General features: G+C 57.2%; 20 protein-coding genes and 1 pseudogene. 14 read left to right on the top strand and 7 right to left on the bottom strand.

Going from position 1 to position 15052, the window contains the following annotated elements; genetic code table 11:
- Window positions 1-520: 520 nt before the first annotated feature.
- Entirely contained in the window at window positions 521-763 is a 243-nt protein-coding gene (locus RBB80_RS05410; RefSeq protein ID WP_433967245.1) for a hypothetical protein, read from the bottom strand.
- Window positions 764-1283: 520 nt separating this feature from the next.
- On the opposite strand from RBB80_RS05410, the gene RBB80_RS05415 reads away from it, so the two are divergent.
- The 3 genes from RBB80_RS05415 (at window position 1284) to RBB80_RS05425 (ending at window position 3049) form a co-directional block, all read left to right on the top strand.
- Window positions 1284-1631 (top strand): YciI family protein, encoded by a 348-nt coding sequence (locus tag RBB80_RS05415; RefSeq protein WP_433967246.1) that lies wholly within the window; start codon window positions 1284-1286, stop codon window positions 1629-1631.
- Window positions 1632-1660: 29 nt separating this feature from the next.
- Entirely contained in the window at window positions 1661-1969 is a 309-nt protein-coding gene (locus tag RBB80_RS05420) for a hypothetical protein (protein ID WP_433967247.1), read from the top strand.
- A 351-nt stretch (window positions 1970-2320) separates the two neighbouring features.
- The gene (locus RBB80_RS05425; RefSeq protein ID WP_433967248.1) at window positions 2321-3049 is read left to right on the top strand and encodes a hypothetical protein; all 729 of its coding nucleotides are present in this window, start codon (window positions 2321-2323) and stop codon (window positions 3047-3049) included.
- Between the two features lie 270 nt (window positions 3050-3319).
- Here the strand turns inward: RBB80_RS05425 and RBB80_RS05430 are convergent, their stop codons facing one another.
- Window positions 3320-4597, bottom strand: coding sequence for an alpha/beta hydrolase family protein (locus RBB80_RS05430; RefSeq protein ID WP_433967249.1), 1278 nt, complete (start codon window positions 4595-4597; stop codon window positions 3320-3322).
- A gap of 161 nt (window positions 4598-4758) precedes the next feature.
- On the opposite strand from RBB80_RS05430, the gene RBB80_RS05435 reads away from it, so the two are divergent.
- The 3 genes from RBB80_RS05435 to RBB80_RS05445 all read left to right on the top strand — a co-directional run bounded on the left by RBB80_RS05435 (window position 4759) and on the right by RBB80_RS05445 (window position 6327).
- Window positions 4759-5076 carry a hypothetical protein gene (locus RBB80_RS05435; RefSeq protein WP_433967250.1) on the top strand — a complete coding sequence of 106 codons (318 nt, stop codon included), beginning with the start codon at window positions 4759-4761 and terminating at the stop codon, window positions 5074-5076.
- Window positions 5077-5167: 91 nt separating this feature from the next.
- Window positions 5168-5701 (top strand): tetratricopeptide repeat protein, encoded by a 534-nt coding sequence (locus RBB80_RS05440; protein ID WP_433967251.1) that lies wholly within the window; start codon window positions 5168-5170, stop codon window positions 5699-5701.
- On the top strand, window positions 5629-6327 hold the full coding sequence (locus tag RBB80_RS05445) for a tetratricopeptide repeat protein (RefSeq protein WP_433969512.1): 699 nt from the start codon (window positions 5629-5631) through the stop codon (window positions 6325-6327). The genes RBB80_RS05440 and RBB80_RS05445 overlap by 73 nt, the downstream gene beginning before the upstream one ends.
- Before the next feature lie 97 nt (window positions 6328-6424).
- On the opposite strand, the gene RBB80_RS05450 is transcribed toward RBB80_RS05445, so the two are convergent.
- Window positions 6425-6844 carry a DUF3291 domain-containing protein gene (locus RBB80_RS05450; RefSeq protein ID WP_433967252.1) on the bottom strand — a complete coding sequence of 140 codons (420 nt, stop codon included), beginning with the start codon at window positions 6842-6844 and terminating at the stop codon, window positions 6425-6427.
- Window positions 6845-7078: 234 nt separating this feature from the next.
- Between RBB80_RS05450 and RBB80_RS05455 the strand changes: the two genes are divergently transcribed.
- From RBB80_RS05455 to RBB80_RS05470, 4 genes and pseudogenes are all read left to right on the top strand, one after another.
- A complete protein-coding gene (locus tag RBB80_RS05455) occupies window positions 7079-7405 on the top strand; it encodes an ArsR/SmtB family transcription factor (protein ID WP_433967253.1) in 327 nt (108 codons plus the stop codon).
- A 125-nt stretch (window positions 7406-7530) separates the two neighbouring features.
- A pseudogene (locus RBB80_RS05460) lies at window positions 7531-7779 on the top strand (SRPBCC family protein); the annotation flags it as partial.
- Window positions 7780-7849: 70 nt separating this feature from the next.
- Complete coding sequence (locus tag RBB80_RS05465) at window positions 7850-8269, top strand: DoxX family protein (RefSeq protein ID WP_433967254.1); 420 nt, start codon at window positions 7850-7852, stop codon at window positions 8267-8269.
- Entirely contained in the window at window positions 8266-8529 is a 264-nt protein-coding gene (locus RBB80_RS05470) for a DoxX family protein (protein WP_433967255.1), read from the top strand. Before RBB80_RS05465 ends, RBB80_RS05470 begins: the two co-directional genes overlap by 4 nt.
- Window positions 8530-8609: 80 nt before the next feature.
- Here the strand turns inward: RBB80_RS05470 and RBB80_RS05475 are convergent, their stop codons facing one another.
- Window positions 8610-9770 (bottom strand): IS30 family transposase, encoded by a 1161-nt coding sequence (locus tag RBB80_RS05475; protein WP_433967256.1) that lies wholly within the window; start codon window positions 9768-9770, stop codon window positions 8610-8612.
- 605 nt (window positions 9771-10375) lie between these two features.
- Here RBB80_RS05475 and RBB80_RS05480 point away from each other — a divergent pair.
- Entirely contained in the window at window positions 10376-10813 is a 438-nt protein-coding gene (locus tag RBB80_RS05480; protein WP_433967257.1) for a DUF1801 domain-containing protein, read from the top strand.
- Between the two features lie 139 nt (window positions 10814-10952).
- On the opposite strand, the gene RBB80_RS05485 is transcribed toward RBB80_RS05480, so the two are convergent.
- Complete coding sequence (locus tag RBB80_RS05485; protein ID WP_433967258.1) at window positions 10953-12023, bottom strand: carboxypeptidase-like regulatory domain-containing protein; 1071 nt, start codon at window positions 12021-12023, stop codon at window positions 10953-10955.
- Window positions 12024-12322: 299 nt separating this feature from the next.
- Between RBB80_RS05485 and RBB80_RS05490 the strand changes: the two genes are divergently transcribed.
- Together RBB80_RS05490 and RBB80_RS05495 are read left to right on the top strand one after the other, a co-directional pair.
- The gene (locus tag RBB80_RS05490; protein ID WP_433967259.1) at window positions 12323-12616 is read left to right on the top strand and encodes a hypothetical protein; all 294 of its coding nucleotides are present in this window, start codon (window positions 12323-12325) and stop codon (window positions 12614-12616) included.
- Window positions 12617-13343: 727 nt separating this feature from the next.
- Window positions 13344-13622 carry a hypothetical protein gene (locus RBB80_RS05495; RefSeq protein WP_433967260.1) on the top strand — a complete coding sequence of 93 codons (279 nt, stop codon included), beginning with the start codon at window positions 13344-13346 and terminating at the stop codon, window positions 13620-13622.
- A gap of 276 nt (window positions 13623-13898) precedes the next feature.
- Here the strand turns inward: RBB80_RS05495 and RBB80_RS05500 are convergent, their stop codons facing one another.
- A complete protein-coding gene (locus RBB80_RS05500; protein WP_433967261.1) occupies window positions 13899-14210 on the bottom strand; it encodes a hypothetical protein in 312 nt (103 codons plus the stop codon).
- A gap of 160 nt (window positions 14211-14370) precedes the next feature.
- Window positions 14371-14754, bottom strand: coding sequence for a hypothetical protein (locus RBB80_RS05505; RefSeq protein WP_433967262.1), 384 nt, complete (start codon window positions 14752-14754; stop codon window positions 14371-14373).
- Between the two features lie 36 nt (window positions 14755-14790).
- On the opposite strand from RBB80_RS05505, the gene RBB80_RS05510 reads away from it, so the two are divergent.
- Window positions 14791-15051: a hypothetical protein gene (locus RBB80_RS05510; RefSeq protein ID WP_433967263.1), complete on the top strand. Its 261-nt coding sequence runs from the start codon at window positions 14791-14793 to the stop codon at window positions 15049-15051.
- Window position 15052 lies beyond the last annotated feature (1 nt).

A 15052-nucleotide genomic window follows, 5' to 3' on the forward strand; every position in this document is an offset into this window, starting at 1 on the left:
TTGAAAAAGAGCGTGTTTGGGTGTGGTGTTTCGATGGTGAGTTTGTGGTGGAGTGCGTGGCTGAGATGGAAGCGCAGCAATGAACTATCGGGCGGCTAAAAATGCGCCATGGTTTTGAACTTTATTTTTTATGTGGTGTGCCCCATCCAGTGATTGGTTGCCCTGGAAAACTGTATATTTTCGCGACTTTGGGATCTGAATTTGATTTTGGATAAATAAGGGTTGTTGGCAGGCATCCATTCGTTTGGGGTTCGCGTTCTTACTGTCAGCAAGGGTTTGAACAGACAAAAAGGAAAGGATCATTATGGAGACCCTCTATGTTGGAATCGTGTTCTCGACGATGGTGGTTCTTCCGCTTCTTGTCGCCAAGTGGAGCGGGGCTCGCAACGAAGACTTTCGCGCCTTCCTGCGCAAAGTAGAGTAGCTGGTCACGTGCAGTAAAGATTGACGTTCAGGAAGCCACGGATGAGAGACGAGGTGGTCTCATTCGTGGCTTTTCTGTTTGCGCTTAGCGCGGGATCTATTTCTGGGTGACGGCCGCCATCACGGTGGAGTGTGCCTGCGCCTTCGCAAGCGCCGACTTCAGCATCAGGCTCGCCCGGGACGGGAGGCAGACGCACATGGAATCATGTGATTTACGTGTGCCGCGGTGCCCGGTTTGGGATTGGGAACCGATGGCTACGATTACGAGAAAGACAGCTATGAAGATAACGAGACGCCGGGTGGCGTGATCGTCGGACGGACGATACGGAGGCTGTGTCATGGGATGAACCTCTGAGGGGATTATACGAAGGTTGGGTTATTGAAGTTCCATAAAACTCCAGTCAACTTCTACCGGGTCTGCTTCTGCAACCTGGAAGTCGGCGAATTCGATGTCAGCGAACCACTTAGGCCAGGGCTTGATTCTTAACCGCAATCAATGGGATGGAGGACCAGAAGATCGGCTTTCCACCGCGCTTACCCTCCTGAGGAGGCCTTATCCCTTCCGCTATGCCGACTTAGCATTACCGACTCGTGTGCTGGCACGCCAAATTCAGGAGCGGCATTGCGGGTGGGAACAGGACAACTGTGGTGGATGGCGGAGGTCTCGAAGTGGCTGAGACGGGCGAGGACTGCATCTCCTCCCTGCAAACAGAGAAACTTGCCGGGTGCCCACTACGGGATTGCTTGACGCGCGGCCAGAACTAAATTTTCTGGAATGATTGTCGAAATCTGTTCCGGCTGTTCGTCGTTGTAGTGAAGGCCGGCGATTAGCCAGCCTGCAGATCACTAGAGGAGAAGATATGCCGCAATATCTGGTTGCGATCCACCACCCCGACAACTACGACCCGTCCCTTGAAGACGAAGCCATGGTCCGCGATATCGATGTGCTCAATGAAGAGATGGGGGCTGCCGGTGCCAGGTTCTTCGCCGGCGGCCTGCAATCGCCGTCCCATGCGAAATCACTGCGTAAGCAGCCCGGCGGAGGAGTGGTCCTCACCGATGGGCCATACCTTGAGACCAAGGAGCACATTGGGGGCTTTTGGATACTCGACGCAGCCAACATGGATGAGGCCGTGGCGTGGGGACGCAAAGCCGCCTGCCGCGCATCGGTCGAGGTGCGCGAGTTCCTTGCAATGCCAACAGAATAGAAACTCCAACCCAGAACATGGAGACTTAAATGAGAAAGCTCAAAATCATGGAACACATATCGCTGGACGACGTGATCCAGCACTCCGCCGATGACCGCGATTTCCCCTACAGCGACTGGACCGCGCCCTATCGGACCCCCGCTGGCCGGGATGCAATCGCCGCCGCGCATGGCGGGAGCTTCGATCTGCTGCTTGGCCGTCGCACCTACGATATGTGGTCGGGCTCCTGGCCAAAGGCGCCGAGCAGTCCGATGGCGGACGGCATCAATGCGGCCAAAAAATATGTCGCATGCCAAGATCAGGCGACTTCTGACCGAACCTCGTGTGGAATCGAATAGTAGATAATCTGATATCTGATTTGATTATGCAGCTCAAACGACTCAACGACGATTCTGTCGAATCTAAAGATGGCCGCATTATCTTGTACAGCGTGCCACGCTTTATTGAAGAAATAGCGGATGGCGACGGCTGTTTCATCTGCGGTGCCAAACCGGGGGCGAAGCAATTTAACCAGGAGCATGTAATCCCCGATTGGGTGCTGCGGGACAGGGGCTGCACTCAGGGAACATTGCCTTCCGAACAAAGGCGCGGTAATGTACGGTCGCTATACCGTGCCCTGTTGCGCAGACTGCAACACTCAAATGGCTCAAATCTTCGAGACCCCAATCAGCGCTGCGTTTGCGGGAGGGTTGGAAGGCGTAACGGGCCTAATTCGAAAAGACCGCGGCCGTCTTCTCTGGCACTGGCTCGCGCTCATCTACCTTAAGGCTCACCTGAAGCACCGGGAATTACGCTGGCACTTGAACCGGAATCTGGGCGATGCACGGATCGCTGATACGTACGACTGGACCGAGCTTTACCACATACATTGCATCGTGCGCTCGTTTCATACCGGCGCTTTCCTGCAAGACACGGTTTACGGTTCGATCCTTGTATTCCCGGCAAGCGACGCGGAAGGTGGGGAGCAGTTCGACTTTGCCAACGTGCTGGATGGCGCGTCCATCATGCTCCGGTTCGGCGGCGTGATGGTGATTGCGGTACTGAACGACTCCCGCGTTGTGCGCAGGTCGATGATCGACATACTGGACAAGATCACCGGCCCCTTGACAATGCTTCAAGGCCGAGAGTTATTGGCGAAAATCTGTCACTGGAATCTAAGCTTTGAGCCGCGCCCACGGTACGAATCGAACATTGACCTATCGACTGGCGACTATGCTATCGAAAGTGTTCTCCCCGAAGGAGTCACGTTATTCGGACAGCCGCAGCCCCGTGTCGTCGAACTCTACGGCAAGATACTTCACTTCTTCGTGCGCGAAATCTTGGAGCAAACCGGCACTGACCCTCAGATCATCGAGCACGTTAGGCAGGGTCACTACTCGTTCCTGTTCAATGGTGATGGGACGTTCCTGAAGCATTGAGGTGGTCCCGCACCGGGTGGATAATGAACCCAATAAGTTGACTTGTGTTCACCGGTCCGTGTGGACGTCGCTCTGGATTAGCGGTAACAGGCCAGTGCGCTCATCGAGCTTCACCGAGAGCCCAGATTAGTCCTCATAACAGACGCGGTTCAGTCCCGTGACACGCTTCTCGTCAATAATGCGTGTTCTGGGCCGACCATGCTTTGGCAGGCGCACGTTGGAAATCACGAGGGGTGGATGCCATGGCGCTAACCTGCTCAGAGTCACTGATTATCGAGCTTTTGCCGTTGCGTGAGATTCGAGAGCTGTGGCGGTTTTCGTTTGAGCGAGTTGCTTGAAGGATTTGTAGATGAAGGAGCCGAGGTACCAGCCGTCGAGGTACTTGTAGGGTGTTTCGCCGGTGGTGTAGTGGCCGCAGGGGAGGACCTTCGAGACGTAGTCGATCTTCAAGGCGTCGAAGTTGGTGAGGACGTCGAGCGAATATTTCAGCGGGAAGGTGAGGTCGTAGGTGGCGTGGACGACCAAGACTCGCTTCGGGGTTGCGGGGCTGGAGCTTTGAGCAAACCGTTCCATGTAGGACATGGGGCTGACGATGGAGAAGATCTCGCGGACCTGATCCTGGGTGAGGCCGGCCTGCTCGAAGGCGGCGCGGATGTGGCGAGTGCTTTGGCCGGCCCAGACGACGTCTCCGAACCAGGTGGAGGCGTGGTTGAAGGCGCAGACCTGCAGGCGCTGGTCGAAGGCGGCGGCGATGAAGGCGTAACAACTCCCAAGGCTGGTGCCCAGGACGCCGAAGTGCTCGTAGCCTTGTGATTCGAGCCAGTCGATGCAGCTGCGGATGTCGACTACGGCCTGGCGGCAGGCTTCGGTGGTGCGGCCTACGTTGGAGCTTACGGCGTAGTCGGAGCGCTCGAGTTCGGCGGGGCGGCGGACGTCGTGGTAGGGCTTGGAGAGGCGGAGGCAGGAGATGCCGAAGCTGTTGAAGAGGGTGCAGAGGGCGTTGTGGGAGAAGGCGTCGGCGTTCCATTGGGGCATGACGATCATGGCCTGTTTGGGTTTAACTGGATGCCCTTTAGAGCGGGCTTCGCGTTGCTTGTCGGGGTGCGCGGGGTACCAGCGGGCGTTGACGATATCGTTCTCGGGGTAGCGGGTGCGGATGGGTGAGGTGAAGCGGAGGAAGTCGGCCTCTTCGATTTCGCCGGTTTCGGCCTGGCGCTTGAGTTCGGCATCCTCTTCCAACGTTTCGGGGCGGACGTTGGTGGGGTAGAGCTGGGGGTGGCGGCGCTCGAGGCGGAAGTCAGTGGGGGTTTCGTAGCCGAAGAACTGGTCGGCGCGGGCGACGATGTCGCGGTTGACGGCGGTCATGCGGGCAAAGTCTTCTGCCACAGGCGTGTCGCTGAGGTGCGGGTTGGCTGCACGAGCAAGGGGGCTGAAGTCCTCGAGCCAGTCGAAGCCCCACTCGAGGGGGCGGACGATGCGGTTGGTGTCGCGGGTGGTGAGGGCTGTCTCCCAGGAGTACATCCACTTTGCGTAAAGCTTGGAGAGCATTATGTACAAGTTTAGCAAGAGTGTCGTTTCGAAATCGCATGGCACCGCTATGAAGAGGAGTTTAAGACTTTTGTTGAGAGGAGTTGTGGGCTAGGCTGTTGCGTAAACCTGCTGCATCTGTTCGTCAGCCTTAGAAAGTTGAGCGGGAGGATGGTGAGGCGATGAAGTCTTATCCGGTGCCCCTGCGAAGGCGGCCGCGTCCCAAGAGCGCGAAGCAGTTTGTGGAGAGGGCGAAGGAGTTCTTGTGGGATGCCGCAGGGCGGATAACTTTCTGGCGTCTGGTGAAGGGCTTCGTTCTCGTCTTTCTTTTTCTGCCGTTGGTTGTGTATGTCGTTCGCGAGGTGAATCGGGACGTTCTCATCATCGATCCGTTCGGCGTTCCCAAGAGTCTTTCGGAGGCGGGCCTTTCGCCAGAGGTTATGGCGAACCGAGTGGGGAGAGGCTGCGCGTTATGGAGGCGACGACAAAGACCCGAATGAAGAAGGACGTTCTGGGATCGCAGGGGAGGAGGCGTCGATTCCAGAGGTCGAGATACCGGGGACGAAGCTAGGCCTGAAGACGATCGTCGATGTGGTGAGGAGCCTCTTTCATCGTGAGCCAAAGCACGTGGGCGGCGACATCGTGGTTCCCGCGGCGGATGCGGGGCCATCCACTTCCGACCCGCCAACAGTCAAGAGGCCGGCGATGGTAACGGTGTACTTCAAGCAGGGGAGAAACGGGAGCCAGGCGCTGAGCGGGGTTGCCGAACGGGATGATGGAAACATGCTGGTGCAGCGGGCGGCGGAGTTGGGTCTTGAACAAGTGAATCCTTACGTGCTGGCGTCCTATTGGGCAGATCATCAGGAGTTCGATAAAGCGATCAGAGTTGCGCGGGCGATGACCGAAGACCCATCTCAGGATCTGCTGCACCGGGAGGCCAGCTTCAATCTTTGGGGAACAGTGCTGAGCGACGAGGGCAAGTCGGAGGAGGCGATTGCGGAGTACCAGAGGGCGATCGAACTAGATCCGAAGGATCCGTTTCCCTACTACAACTGGGGAATAGTGCTGTTCGAGGAAAAAAGTATGAGGAGGCGATCGCGAAGTACCAGAGGGCGATCGAGTTGAATCCGAAGGATGGGGATGCCTACGTCTACTGGGGAAACATTCTGTACGACGAGAGAAGATATGAGGAAGCGATTGTGAGATACCAGAGGGCGATAGAGCTGGACTCAAAGAATGCGGATACTTACGTCGACTGGGGAAACGCTCTCTACGTCGAGGGAAGGTATGAGGAAGCGATTGCAAGGTACCAGAGGGCGATCGGACTGGATTCGAAGAATGTGTCTGCCTACATCAATTGGGGAAACGCGCTGTGCGTGGAGAGAGAGTATGACGAGGGGATTACGAAGTACCAGAGAGCGATCGAGCTGGATCCGAAGAATGCGCTTTCCTACAGTGGCTGGGGAAGCGCGCTGTACGGCGATGGAAAGTATGAGGAGGCGATTGCGAAGTATCAGAAGGCGATCGAGCTGGATCCGAAGAATCCGTTTGCCTACGGTGCCTGGGGACAGGCGCTGTCTGGCGAGGGAAAGTATGAGGAGGCGATTGCGAAATACCAGAGGGCGATCGAGCTGGATCCGAAGAATGCGTTTGCCTACGGAAGTTGGGGCCTGGCTTTGCAAACGATAGGTAAAAAGAGCGAGGCTGCGGAGAAGTTGGCGAAGGAGAAGGAACTGGAGCAGTCGAATTAGCACGATGCGTTGGGGGATTAGCTTTGCGTTCGATGGCGGGAGTGGTAAGGGCTGTCTCACAGAAGTACGCAGGCAACTGGTGCTTGGCAGCAAGGCGTCAGATGATTCCGCCGCCGGAGGAACGCGGCTTGCGGTAGTTGAGGCTGGCGTGCTCGGGACTTGGGTGGTTCACTTTCGAGATGCGGCCGCTCTGGCGCATGCGCTGGTCCGCTTCCTCCCAGGAAGGCAGGGTATTTTCCTCTTGCTCCCAATGTGCAACGGAGGCTTCATCGCACCAATGCATCAGGTGAGGCATCGCACTCTTGTGGGCGCCCGTCGTCATGTAGCGGCGCATACTTTCATGCTGGTCCCAAGCGGTCATGGTCCAGAAAGTCCAGCTTCGGTCGGGCAGGAGCGCACCGGTATAGAACCCGGGGGCCTTCTTCACCTGTCGAAGTGAGCGCACGGTGTAGATCGCAAACACGGGCAGGTAGAGGATGGAGCGAATGCGCAAGCGCGTGAGGCTGACGAAGATCATGACGGATGGCCTGACTGGCCTTATGCTATCCGCTTACACGACTGCGGTGGTCATCGTGCAGTCTTGTGGTCAAGGTGGGTGTGGTGTCGCTCATTCTGAGTCGAGTTTTTGTTACTGATCTGGACTCGATGAGTGTTTCGGCGATGGTGAGCGGATGAGAGACGGAGAGATTTTCAGGCTGAGTTGATGAGAAGCGTCTTGACAAACCATAACCATACGGTTATGGTTTCGAGGATGAAGACGGCTAGAGCCAATTCCGTGTTCCGCGCTCTTGCCGACCCGACTCGCAGGGCCATCTTCGAGGAGTTGACCCGGCAGGGCGAACAGACGGTCCACGCATTGACTCGCTATGCGGGGGTATCTCAGCCTGCTGTCTCCAAGCACCTGACGGTGCTGAAGAGGGCAAAGCTGGTACGGCATCGCCGTGAGGGACGTGAAACACACTATCGCGCGCAGCCCGATGCACTGGCGCCGATGGTGGACTGGATGCGTCACTACGGTGCCTTCTGGGGCGACCGGTTTGACCGTCTGGAAGCGCTTTTGGAAAGGATGGAGCCATGACTCAGGAATCAATGACCAATACAGCAGAGACTACTCGTACCCTTGTGATCGAGCGGATGTTCCCACACCCGCCAGCGAAGCTGTGGCGAGCGCTCACGGAGAGCCCGCTCCTCGCGCAATGGATGATGAACAACGACTTTGAGCCGGTGGTCGGGCGGAGGTTCCAATTTCGGGCCGACCCCATGCCGAACTGGAATGGTGTTGTCGACTGCGAGGTGCTGATCGTCGACCCACTGCAACGCCTGTCCTACAACTGGGGTGTTGGCGGAGGCGAGTCCGGGCTTCAATGGGTGGTGCTCTTCACGCTGACTCCGGCAGAGGGCGGCACCCACGTTCGCATGGAGCAGTCGGGCTTCGGTCCTGATCAGCAGGCAGCTTATCAGGGTGCGAAGTACGGCTGGCAGAAGTTCTTCGGCGGTCTGGAGCAGGTCGTCGGGGGTTGGAATGACCACGAAAGCCAGATCCATTGTTTATTGGACAACGACGATTCTCGTAGGGCTTCCTATTGGAAGTGGCGGTGTGGGGCAGCTTATCCAGTTTCGGGCCAACCCCCATGGCACGGTACCTGTCCTTGGCTACCCGCTGTACTTCTTTGGCATCCTGGGAATTTGGAAGGTGCTTGGCGCGATTGCCATCCTTGTGCCGCGTTTTCCGCGGCTCAAGGAATGGGCGTACGCCGGCATCTTCTTTGACCTGACAGGCGCGGCCGCATCCTGCGCTGCGGTCGGCGGCTATGGCGCTTACGCCTTTCACGTCATCGCCCCTCTCATCATTGCCGGTCTTACTGTGGCGTCGTGGGCGCTGCGACCTGCAAGCCGTACCATCGGCGTTCTCTTTCCTGCGACAAGCGGCGTGCCGGCATGAACACGAGAGACGCGTTTCCGCATCGAGCTTTCGTTGGCGAAAGTGTGGGCGTGGCCGCACTGCTCGTCCACATGGTCCCCGCGCGGCTCAAGGAGTGCGCCTACGCCGGCTTCGCCATCAATCTCGTCTCGGCGCTCATCGCGCACCTCTCGATCGGCGATCCCGCCGCGTTGGCCCCGTCGGCGTGCTCTGGGGTCTCTAGTACTTCTTCTGGCGCCGCCTGCAGGCTACGCCGGCGAGCGCCTGACCGCAGGTCGTAGGGTGCGAGGAGGCGGCGACGTTGGGCAGGGGGCCGGTTTGAACTCCGGGGCAACCAAAGTTGCCTATAACTCCGGCGGGCTCAACCGGTCGATGCAACACTGGCTTGCAGTTTACTCGCCGGAGTTTCAAAGCCCAAAGTTTGTCGCGGGCGTTGATTGAGGCGCAGAGCTACCTTGTTGAGATCGGCTTGAGAGTGGACGGACAAGTCGGTCTTCTTGGGGAAGTACTGTCTTAATAGGCCGTTGGTATTTTCATTGGTGCCGCGCTGCCAAGGGCTCTGCGGATCACAGAAGTAGACCTTTACATTGGTGTCTACCGTGAAGCTCTTGTGTTTTGCCATCTCGTGCCCCCGGTCCCAGGTCAAGGAGCGCCGCAGGGTCGCGGGGAGTTTAAGCACATGCTTGCTCAGCGCGGCGACGACCGTCGCGGTGTCTTTGCTGGGCACTTTGACCAGCATGGTGAAACGCGAATGCCGTTCCACCAGGGTTGCGATATGACTGTTTTTGCTGCCTGCGAGCAGATCGCCCTCCCAATGACCGGGAATAGCGCGGTCTTCAACCTCGGCAGGTCTTTGGCTAATAGAGATGGCATCGACGATCTGACCTCGAGACTGTCCCGCAGCGCGCGAGTGCCGTGAGCGACGTATAAGCCGCTTGGACCTGAGGTGCTGAACCAGCTCTTTCTTCAGCACTCCGCGGGCCTGGATGAATAAGCTGCGGTAGATGGTTTCGTGGGACACACGCATGCTCTCGTTGCTGGAATAGTGGACCTTCAGCCATTTCGAAATCTGTTCCGGCGACCAGTCCAGGATCAGTTTACTGGCCACGATCGTCCGCAACTTCTCTTCGATGGCAAGAAGGCACACCTTGAGTCGCAGAGCCGACTCCCAGGCCTGACGATCGGCTTCACTGGCTCGATAGAGTGGCCGCCCGCCATGACGCGACACCTCCCGGCTCACTGTCGACACAGGCCGTTGCAACCCGCTGGCTATCTCCCGAATCGACGAACCGGATGCAATTCCACGTGAGATGTCTTCCCGCTCGGCCAGCGTCAGCGTTCGCGGTGAACGCCGACGAGCAGCAGCAACTATACCTCCGCGCTGCGTCAACAGGAACCGAATAGAACCATGCCCCTTACCGAAGGCGCGCCCAATCTCATGCAACGACTCGCCCGACTTCCAACGGCGCCACATCTCGATCCGCTGCTCAGTGGAAAGCCTGTTCCGTTTTCCTTGTGCCATAAACACCACCTTTAGAAAATGAATTCATATCAGATGGTGTTGCACCGACCGGTTGAGACCGCCCCGTTTTCGGGGAAAATCGAACGCGTACGATCGTTAGGTGTAGAAAGGAAACGCGATTGAAGCTGGCATCTCCGAGTAGCCGTTCGTGGGGAAGGCATAACGATGTCGCACAAATACTTTGTGCAATTGAGTTGGCAGCCTTCCTTGGCGCATTGTCAGCTCATATATTCGGCAAGCAAATCGTGTTGCTCACTCGGTTGTATGTCGTCCTGTGGCTCCTCTGTGGCTTCGGTTCCATCTGTTTGTCTCTGGTTGGCTTGGGTACCAGCAGCAATCGAAAACAATCGCTTTTTACCCTCGGCTTGTGTACGGTGCTCTTCCTCCTTTTCGCGTGCAGCTTCATGATTGTTTAGCCGCCACTGGCGAGTGCCTTCGCGACAGAACCCGACCTAATGATCGGCCACAGAGAGTCGACCCTCCCGCCAAGTCCGGTTTTCGGAAACTTCAGTCATTCACTCCAAACTGACCAGTGCACGACGTCTGAGGAGGTTGCAGGTTGCGCTGAGCGCAGTGAGAATAGGTGCGAGAGTTTGGAGCTATATATGAAAAAGGCCGTCGCGGTGGAATCTGCCTCTGCATTCATCGATGCGAAGATCAACGGACTTGGGGACTGGCGCGGGAAGATGCTCGCGAAGGTGCGGGCAACCATCCACAAGGCAGACCCGGAGATCGTCGAAGAGTGGAAGTTTATGGGGACTCCCGTCTTCTCCCACTGCGGCATCGTCTGCACGGGAGAGGCGTACAAAAATGTCGTCAAGATGACCTTTGCCAAGGGAGCTGCGTTGAAGGATCCGTCGGGTCTGTTCAACTCCAGCCTCGACGGGAACGTCAGGCGCGCCATCGACATTCACGAAGGCGAGAAGATCGATGAGGCGGCCTTGAAGGAACTCATCCGCGCTGCAGTGGCGCTCAATCTCGATCTCAAGGCGGCCAAGAGCAAGCCGAAGCCGCGGCGGGCGAGCAACAAGAGAGTCGACTAGCCGCATGGCAGGCCGGGTCTCCGCTTCGGCCATATCTACTCCCATAGAGGAAGAGCTTCGGCATCTGGCTTATGCGCTGAGGCGGCCTGTGGGGAGTGAGATTGTCTGGGCTGTCGTACTTTCGATTGCCTTCTGCTTTCTAGTTGCTTCCCGCGTCTGACTGATGTCGGGACCTGGAGGTAGAGGTCAGCTTGCGCAGGACGAACTCCTGTATCATGCCGTTGGCCATGTCGGCGGCGATGTCAATAAAGGTAGTCGAGAAGACCAGGCCCGGGCCGCGATTGGACTCCGGATAGTAGGTGTTGGAGAGGGCGCCCGAGGCGAGATATCCGCCGAGGCCTGAAAAGTTCGGCTGCCAGCGTCCGTTGTCTCCTTTGCAGATGAAGGGGGTGGAGAGGGCGTGGAGTGCGCGCGACTTCTTGGTGCCTGTGCCCTGGTAGAAGTAGCGCGGATCCTGATGGAGAATGGATGGCAGGATGGCGCCGCCGATCAAGATGTCGGTTAAACCGTTGGCGTAGTTTGCGCCCAGACGCTGGCCGTAGCCCTTGGCGCCCTGCTGGTAGTTGGGGGTGTCGGAGGCTTGATCGATGGCAGAGACGAAGGCTGCGCCGGCAAAGGTGACGGGGTCGATGGAGGTCTTGAGAGCGAGTCTGAACTTCAGCTTCGGCGTGAGTGGCACGGCATTGTGGTCATAGACGACGTAGAAGTTGGGGATGAATCCCAGGACGCGCTGCTTCTCCTCCAACTTGACCTGCTCGGTGGCGAGTTCCTCGGTGGAGAGTAGTGCGTTGACTGTGGTGATCGCGGCTGCAATCCGGAGCCGGATGTCGGTCAGGTCCATATATTGACCTGGCCGGAGAATGATCTCGGGGGAGTTCCAGTCCGCGAATCCGTTGGCACTGACGGTGACATGGTAGGGTGTTCCCGGAGTGAGGTGGTTGAGTTTGAAGAAACCATCATCGCCCGTCCTCACATGCAGGGGATTAGTGAGCGAAGAATCTTCAAGAGCGACGGTAGCTCCGGGAATGGTGCCATCATTCACATCGGTTACCGTACCGATGATCGTTCCAGTCTGCGGCTCGGGTGCGGACATGTGCTGGGCTACCGCTGCGCTGGTGACAGAGATACTGAGAAGGAGGAGACACAGACGATGCCTGGTACTCAACTGCCGCTGGGTCTTATTGACAATTTGTTGGTGGAGTTCTTTCACCTCTGTCACTCCGAAAAATAACAGTTGAGAATTGGCACATCACCGTAATTTGCCGTACCTAAAGGATGTTTGGACACCTGATCAGATGCAGGCGTGGGGGCTTGTGATTCTGGATTCCCAGGTGTGACGGCTCTGAGGCTTCGCTGTCACTTGTTGTCCAGCGATCGCTCTCTTATGCACCGGGGAAGACAAGTTTGTGAAGACCTGCGGGTGTGCCTGCGCTGACAGTCACCCAAAAGTGTTATACGCAAAAATCTGCATACTGATAATCTTCGCCCCAGTACTACGCGAGGTAAAACATGAAGTTCAGTCGACTGCTCATTGCCTTTGTCCTTGGATTATCGTTGTTCGCAACCTCCTCCGTCTACGCCTCCGATAACGGCAGCGGTGGTCAACAATCCCATTCAACTATGCTCGGCTGGTTATACAACCTGATCACCGGCCAAGGCGGCTACAGCGACGACAACCAAGGCAAAGAGTGCGATCATGGCCATGGTAACGACAGCAGCGGGTGCCCCGCACCGTCGGGCGGCTCTACGGGTGGTGGTGGCGGCTCGACCAGTGGCGGCGGCACGGTAGGCCCCAAGGGGTAAACGAACGCTCTTGGGACAGAGCCGATTCCTAAGAACAGATGGCTCTGCAGATCAAAATCAATGACCCTCTTCGGAGGGTCCTTGCCATCTCAGGGAGAGATTATATTCCTGTCGCTCTTCGCTGGATTGCTTGAACAGGTTAGGTATTCGGCGTACAAGTTCGACCAGTTCTCGTCATACTCTCTGCTGTTGCGCTTCTCGTGCTCACCTGGATCGCCATGGCGGGCCGGACGACCCGTCAGATCGTTCACCGACGCGAGGTTCATCTTCGCAGATTGATACGACTGGCCAGCCTGTGTTGTGATCTTCCATCGGCGATTGATGAGTGGGTTCTCTATAAGCGGCCATCCCTTGAAACAGTGGCGACCTGCCAGGTTTGCTTAAGAGCGTTGAGTGTTTTTTGGCTGCCGTGTGGCACGAAGGTGGGATTTCGTTAAATCTTCGCTTGTGCTGGTAATTGTGGGGCGCTGCTCGGTTTTCCAGCATCAGATGGTATGTTCCGTTTCGATTTCTGAAGAAATTACCCTTGAGATGAGAGAGTGGCAAATGTTTTCCTACTTTTGGCAATCTGGGGCATTTGATCGTGTCTTATGAGTGGTAACAGGATGCGACGACAGCGTTGAAAACAAAGAAAGACGGGCGTTTTAGCAGCATTGGCAGGCCAAGTGCAACTATGCAAGATGTAGCACAGAGTTCGCGGGAACAGCGAAACAGGGAGGAAAGCTATATGGCAGCAATTTCGGTTTATACATGCGTTTGCGGGGTCCAGAAGAAGACCAGCAATCATTGGGTTCTGGCCAAAGTTACATCCTGCGGCGTTACGTTTATGCCCTGGGATGCAGAGTTGGCGAGGAGCCGGGATATCACGATTCTTTGCGGTGAGGGTTGCGCAGCATCGATGCTGAGCCGCTCGTTGGGCGACTGGAAGAAGCCTGCAGTGGGCGTGACCAGCGTTGGTTTGGTGACTGATCTTAGCGCGGAAGAGTACGAGTTGGCGGTAGCTTAGGCTAGTGTCCCCGGGAGCCGCAAGAGGCGCTCTGCGGGGATTTCGCGATCGGCGTTGTGTCCTGCAATGGAGACGGCTGACCGCGGTTGGGGTTGGGTTTTATTGGGTTTCAGTAGATGCCGCGGGTGAGGCATTTTTGGTGGACTTTCTGTAGATCTCGTATTCGTGGCGAAGACGGCGAGCGCTGACTCTTCCAGGTGGATGATCGCCCGCCTATCCAGTTTGGGTGTAGAGGAAGGAAGGCGATAGGTCCATTGTTCCGGTTTGCAGGGCGTGTTAGCGCTTCGTGGGATTCCAGGGGAGCGGTGGGGTGATGCTTTCGACGACGACGCCTTCGGTTTCAAAGTGAGAGACGCGGTGGTCGGTGGTGTGGCCCATGTGGATCGCCTTCTTGAGAAGCGTGATGAGTGGTCGGGAGGTCTCGGGGAACCAGCGGTCGGAGGATTGGTCCCAGTCGACGGCTAGGTTGTAAGTGGCGTCGCACCTGGGGCAGGTGAGGGGCGTTTCGAGCCAGCGTTGGAAGGATCCGGTGGTGAGCTTGCGGACCGGGTCAGTGCCCGAGCGGATGGCTGCTATGCGGAGGTTCATCGCTAGGGATAGGGTAGCACTGAGATCTTGTGGGTATGTCCTGGTCTGAGTACGGAGTTTTTTCGAGTGGCTTTTAGACAGGCAACGGCGTGCTGCGCGCACGGCGCGATCTGCCATCGAGGCTTACGCGCCTTCGGCGCCTTGTCTCTGGGATAGGTTTTCAGAGCTCGGAGAAGATGAGGCAGACGCGGCCTACGATGTAGTCGGCCGGGGTTTCGTGCGAGGCAAGGGGCAGGAGTTGGACGGGGAAGTCGCGAGAGTAGGGACGGAGGATGAGACGGCCCTCGTCGAAGTCCACGAAGCGGAGGAGGAGGGCGGCTCCGCAACGGACGGCGTAGAGAGTGGGTTGGTGGGCGCGGTAAGGGGCGAGGGAGTTGTAGTAGCGGATTTGAGTGTGCTGAAGAACCAGATGGAACATTTGCTGGGGATAGGACAGCCGGGGAGACTGACTCAGCTGGAGGACAGGGTTGAGCAGCATGAACGCAGCGTGCAACGTATCAAGGGGCTGTTGGGTGCGGGCGGAGCGGTACTGGCCATGTTCCATATGGCGATTGACTACTTGAGGCGATAGGGAGAGGTTATGAATTTTCTGAAGTTGTTTTCGCGATCGATTGCGTTGCTTCCAGGCGTAGTTCAAGGAACTGAGGCTTTGTTTGGGGCGAAGACTGGGGAGCAGAAGAAGGAGGTGGCGATAGAGATCGTAGGGGCCGCGATCAACATCACCGATGCTGTGACGATGAAGCATATTGCCGATTCGGACAAGTTTACGCAGGGACTGAGTATGACGATTGACGGTGTCGTGATGTGTCTGAACGCGAGTCTGTGGGCGAAGCGTTCGTAGT

The organism is Tunturiibacter gelidiferens (assembly GCF_051013345.1).
In the GTDB taxonomy this organism is placed as follows: Bacteria; Acidobacteriota; Terriglobia; order Terriglobales; family Acidobacteriaceae; genus Edaphobacter; species Edaphobacter gelidiferens_A.

What these genes read in the sequence shown, in the direction of transcription:
- RBB80_RS05410 (WP_433967245.1), bottom strand. Translation starts at nt 763, where the DNA reads ATGACACAGCCTCCGTATCGTCCGTCCGACGATCACGCCACCCGGCGT.
- RBB80_RS05415 (WP_433967246.1), top strand. Translation starts at nt 1,284, where the DNA reads ATGCCGCAATATCTGGTTGCGATCCACCACCCCGACAACTACGACCCG.
- RBB80_RS05420 (WP_433967247.1), top strand. Translation starts at nt 1,661, where the DNA reads ATGAGAAAGCTCAAAATCATGGAACACATATCGCTGGACGACGTGATC.
- RBB80_RS05430 (WP_433967249.1), bottom strand. Translation starts at nt 4,597, where the DNA reads ATGCTCTCCAAGCTTTACGCAAAGTGGATGTACTCCTGGGAGACAGCC.
- RBB80_RS05435 (WP_433967250.1), top strand. Translation starts at nt 4,759, where the DNA reads ATGAAGTCTTATCCGGTGCCCCTGCGAAGGCGGCCGCGTCCCAAGAGC.
- RBB80_RS05450 (WP_433967252.1), bottom strand. Translation starts at nt 6,844, where the DNA reads ATGATCTTCGTCAGCCTCACGCGCTTGCGCATTCGCTCCATCCTCTAC.
- RBB80_RS05455 (WP_433967253.1), top strand. Translation starts at nt 7,079, where the DNA reads ATGAAGACGGCTAGAGCCAATTCCGTGTTCCGCGCTCTTGCCGACCCG.
- RBB80_RS05465 (WP_433967254.1), top strand. Translation starts at nt 7,850, where the DNA reads ATGACCACGAAAGCCAGATCCATTGTTTATTGGACAACGACGATTCTC.
- RBB80_RS05470 (WP_433967255.1), top strand. Translation starts at nt 8,266, where the DNA reads ATGAACACGAGAGACGCGTTTCCGCATCGAGCTTTCGTTGGCGAAAGT.
- RBB80_RS05475 (WP_433967256.1), bottom strand. Translation starts at nt 9,770, where the DNA reads ATGGCACAAGGAAAACGGAACAGGCTTTCCACTGAGCAGCGGATCGAG.
- RBB80_RS05480 (WP_433967257.1), top strand. Translation starts at nt 10,376, where the DNA reads ATGAAAAAGGCCGTCGCGGTGGAATCTGCCTCTGCATTCATCGATGCG.
- RBB80_RS05490 (WP_433967259.1), top strand. Translation starts at nt 12,323, where the DNA reads ATGAAGTTCAGTCGACTGCTCATTGCCTTTGTCCTTGGATTATCGTTG.
- RBB80_RS05495 (WP_433967260.1), top strand. Translation starts at nt 13,344, where the DNA reads ATGGCAGCAATTTCGGTTTATACATGCGTTTGCGGGGTCCAGAAGAAG.
- RBB80_RS05500 (WP_433967261.1), bottom strand. Translation starts at nt 14,210, where the DNA reads ATGAACCTCCGCATAGCAGCCATCCGCTCGGGCACTGACCCGGTCCGC.
- RBB80_RS05505 (WP_433967262.1), bottom strand. Translation starts at nt 14,754, where the DNA reads ATGGAACATGGCCAGTACCGCTCCGCCCGCACCCAACAGCCCCTTGAT.
- RBB80_RS05510 (WP_433967263.1), top strand. Translation starts at nt 14,791, where the DNA reads ATGAATTTTCTGAAGTTGTTTTCGCGATCGATTGCGTTGCTTCCAGGC.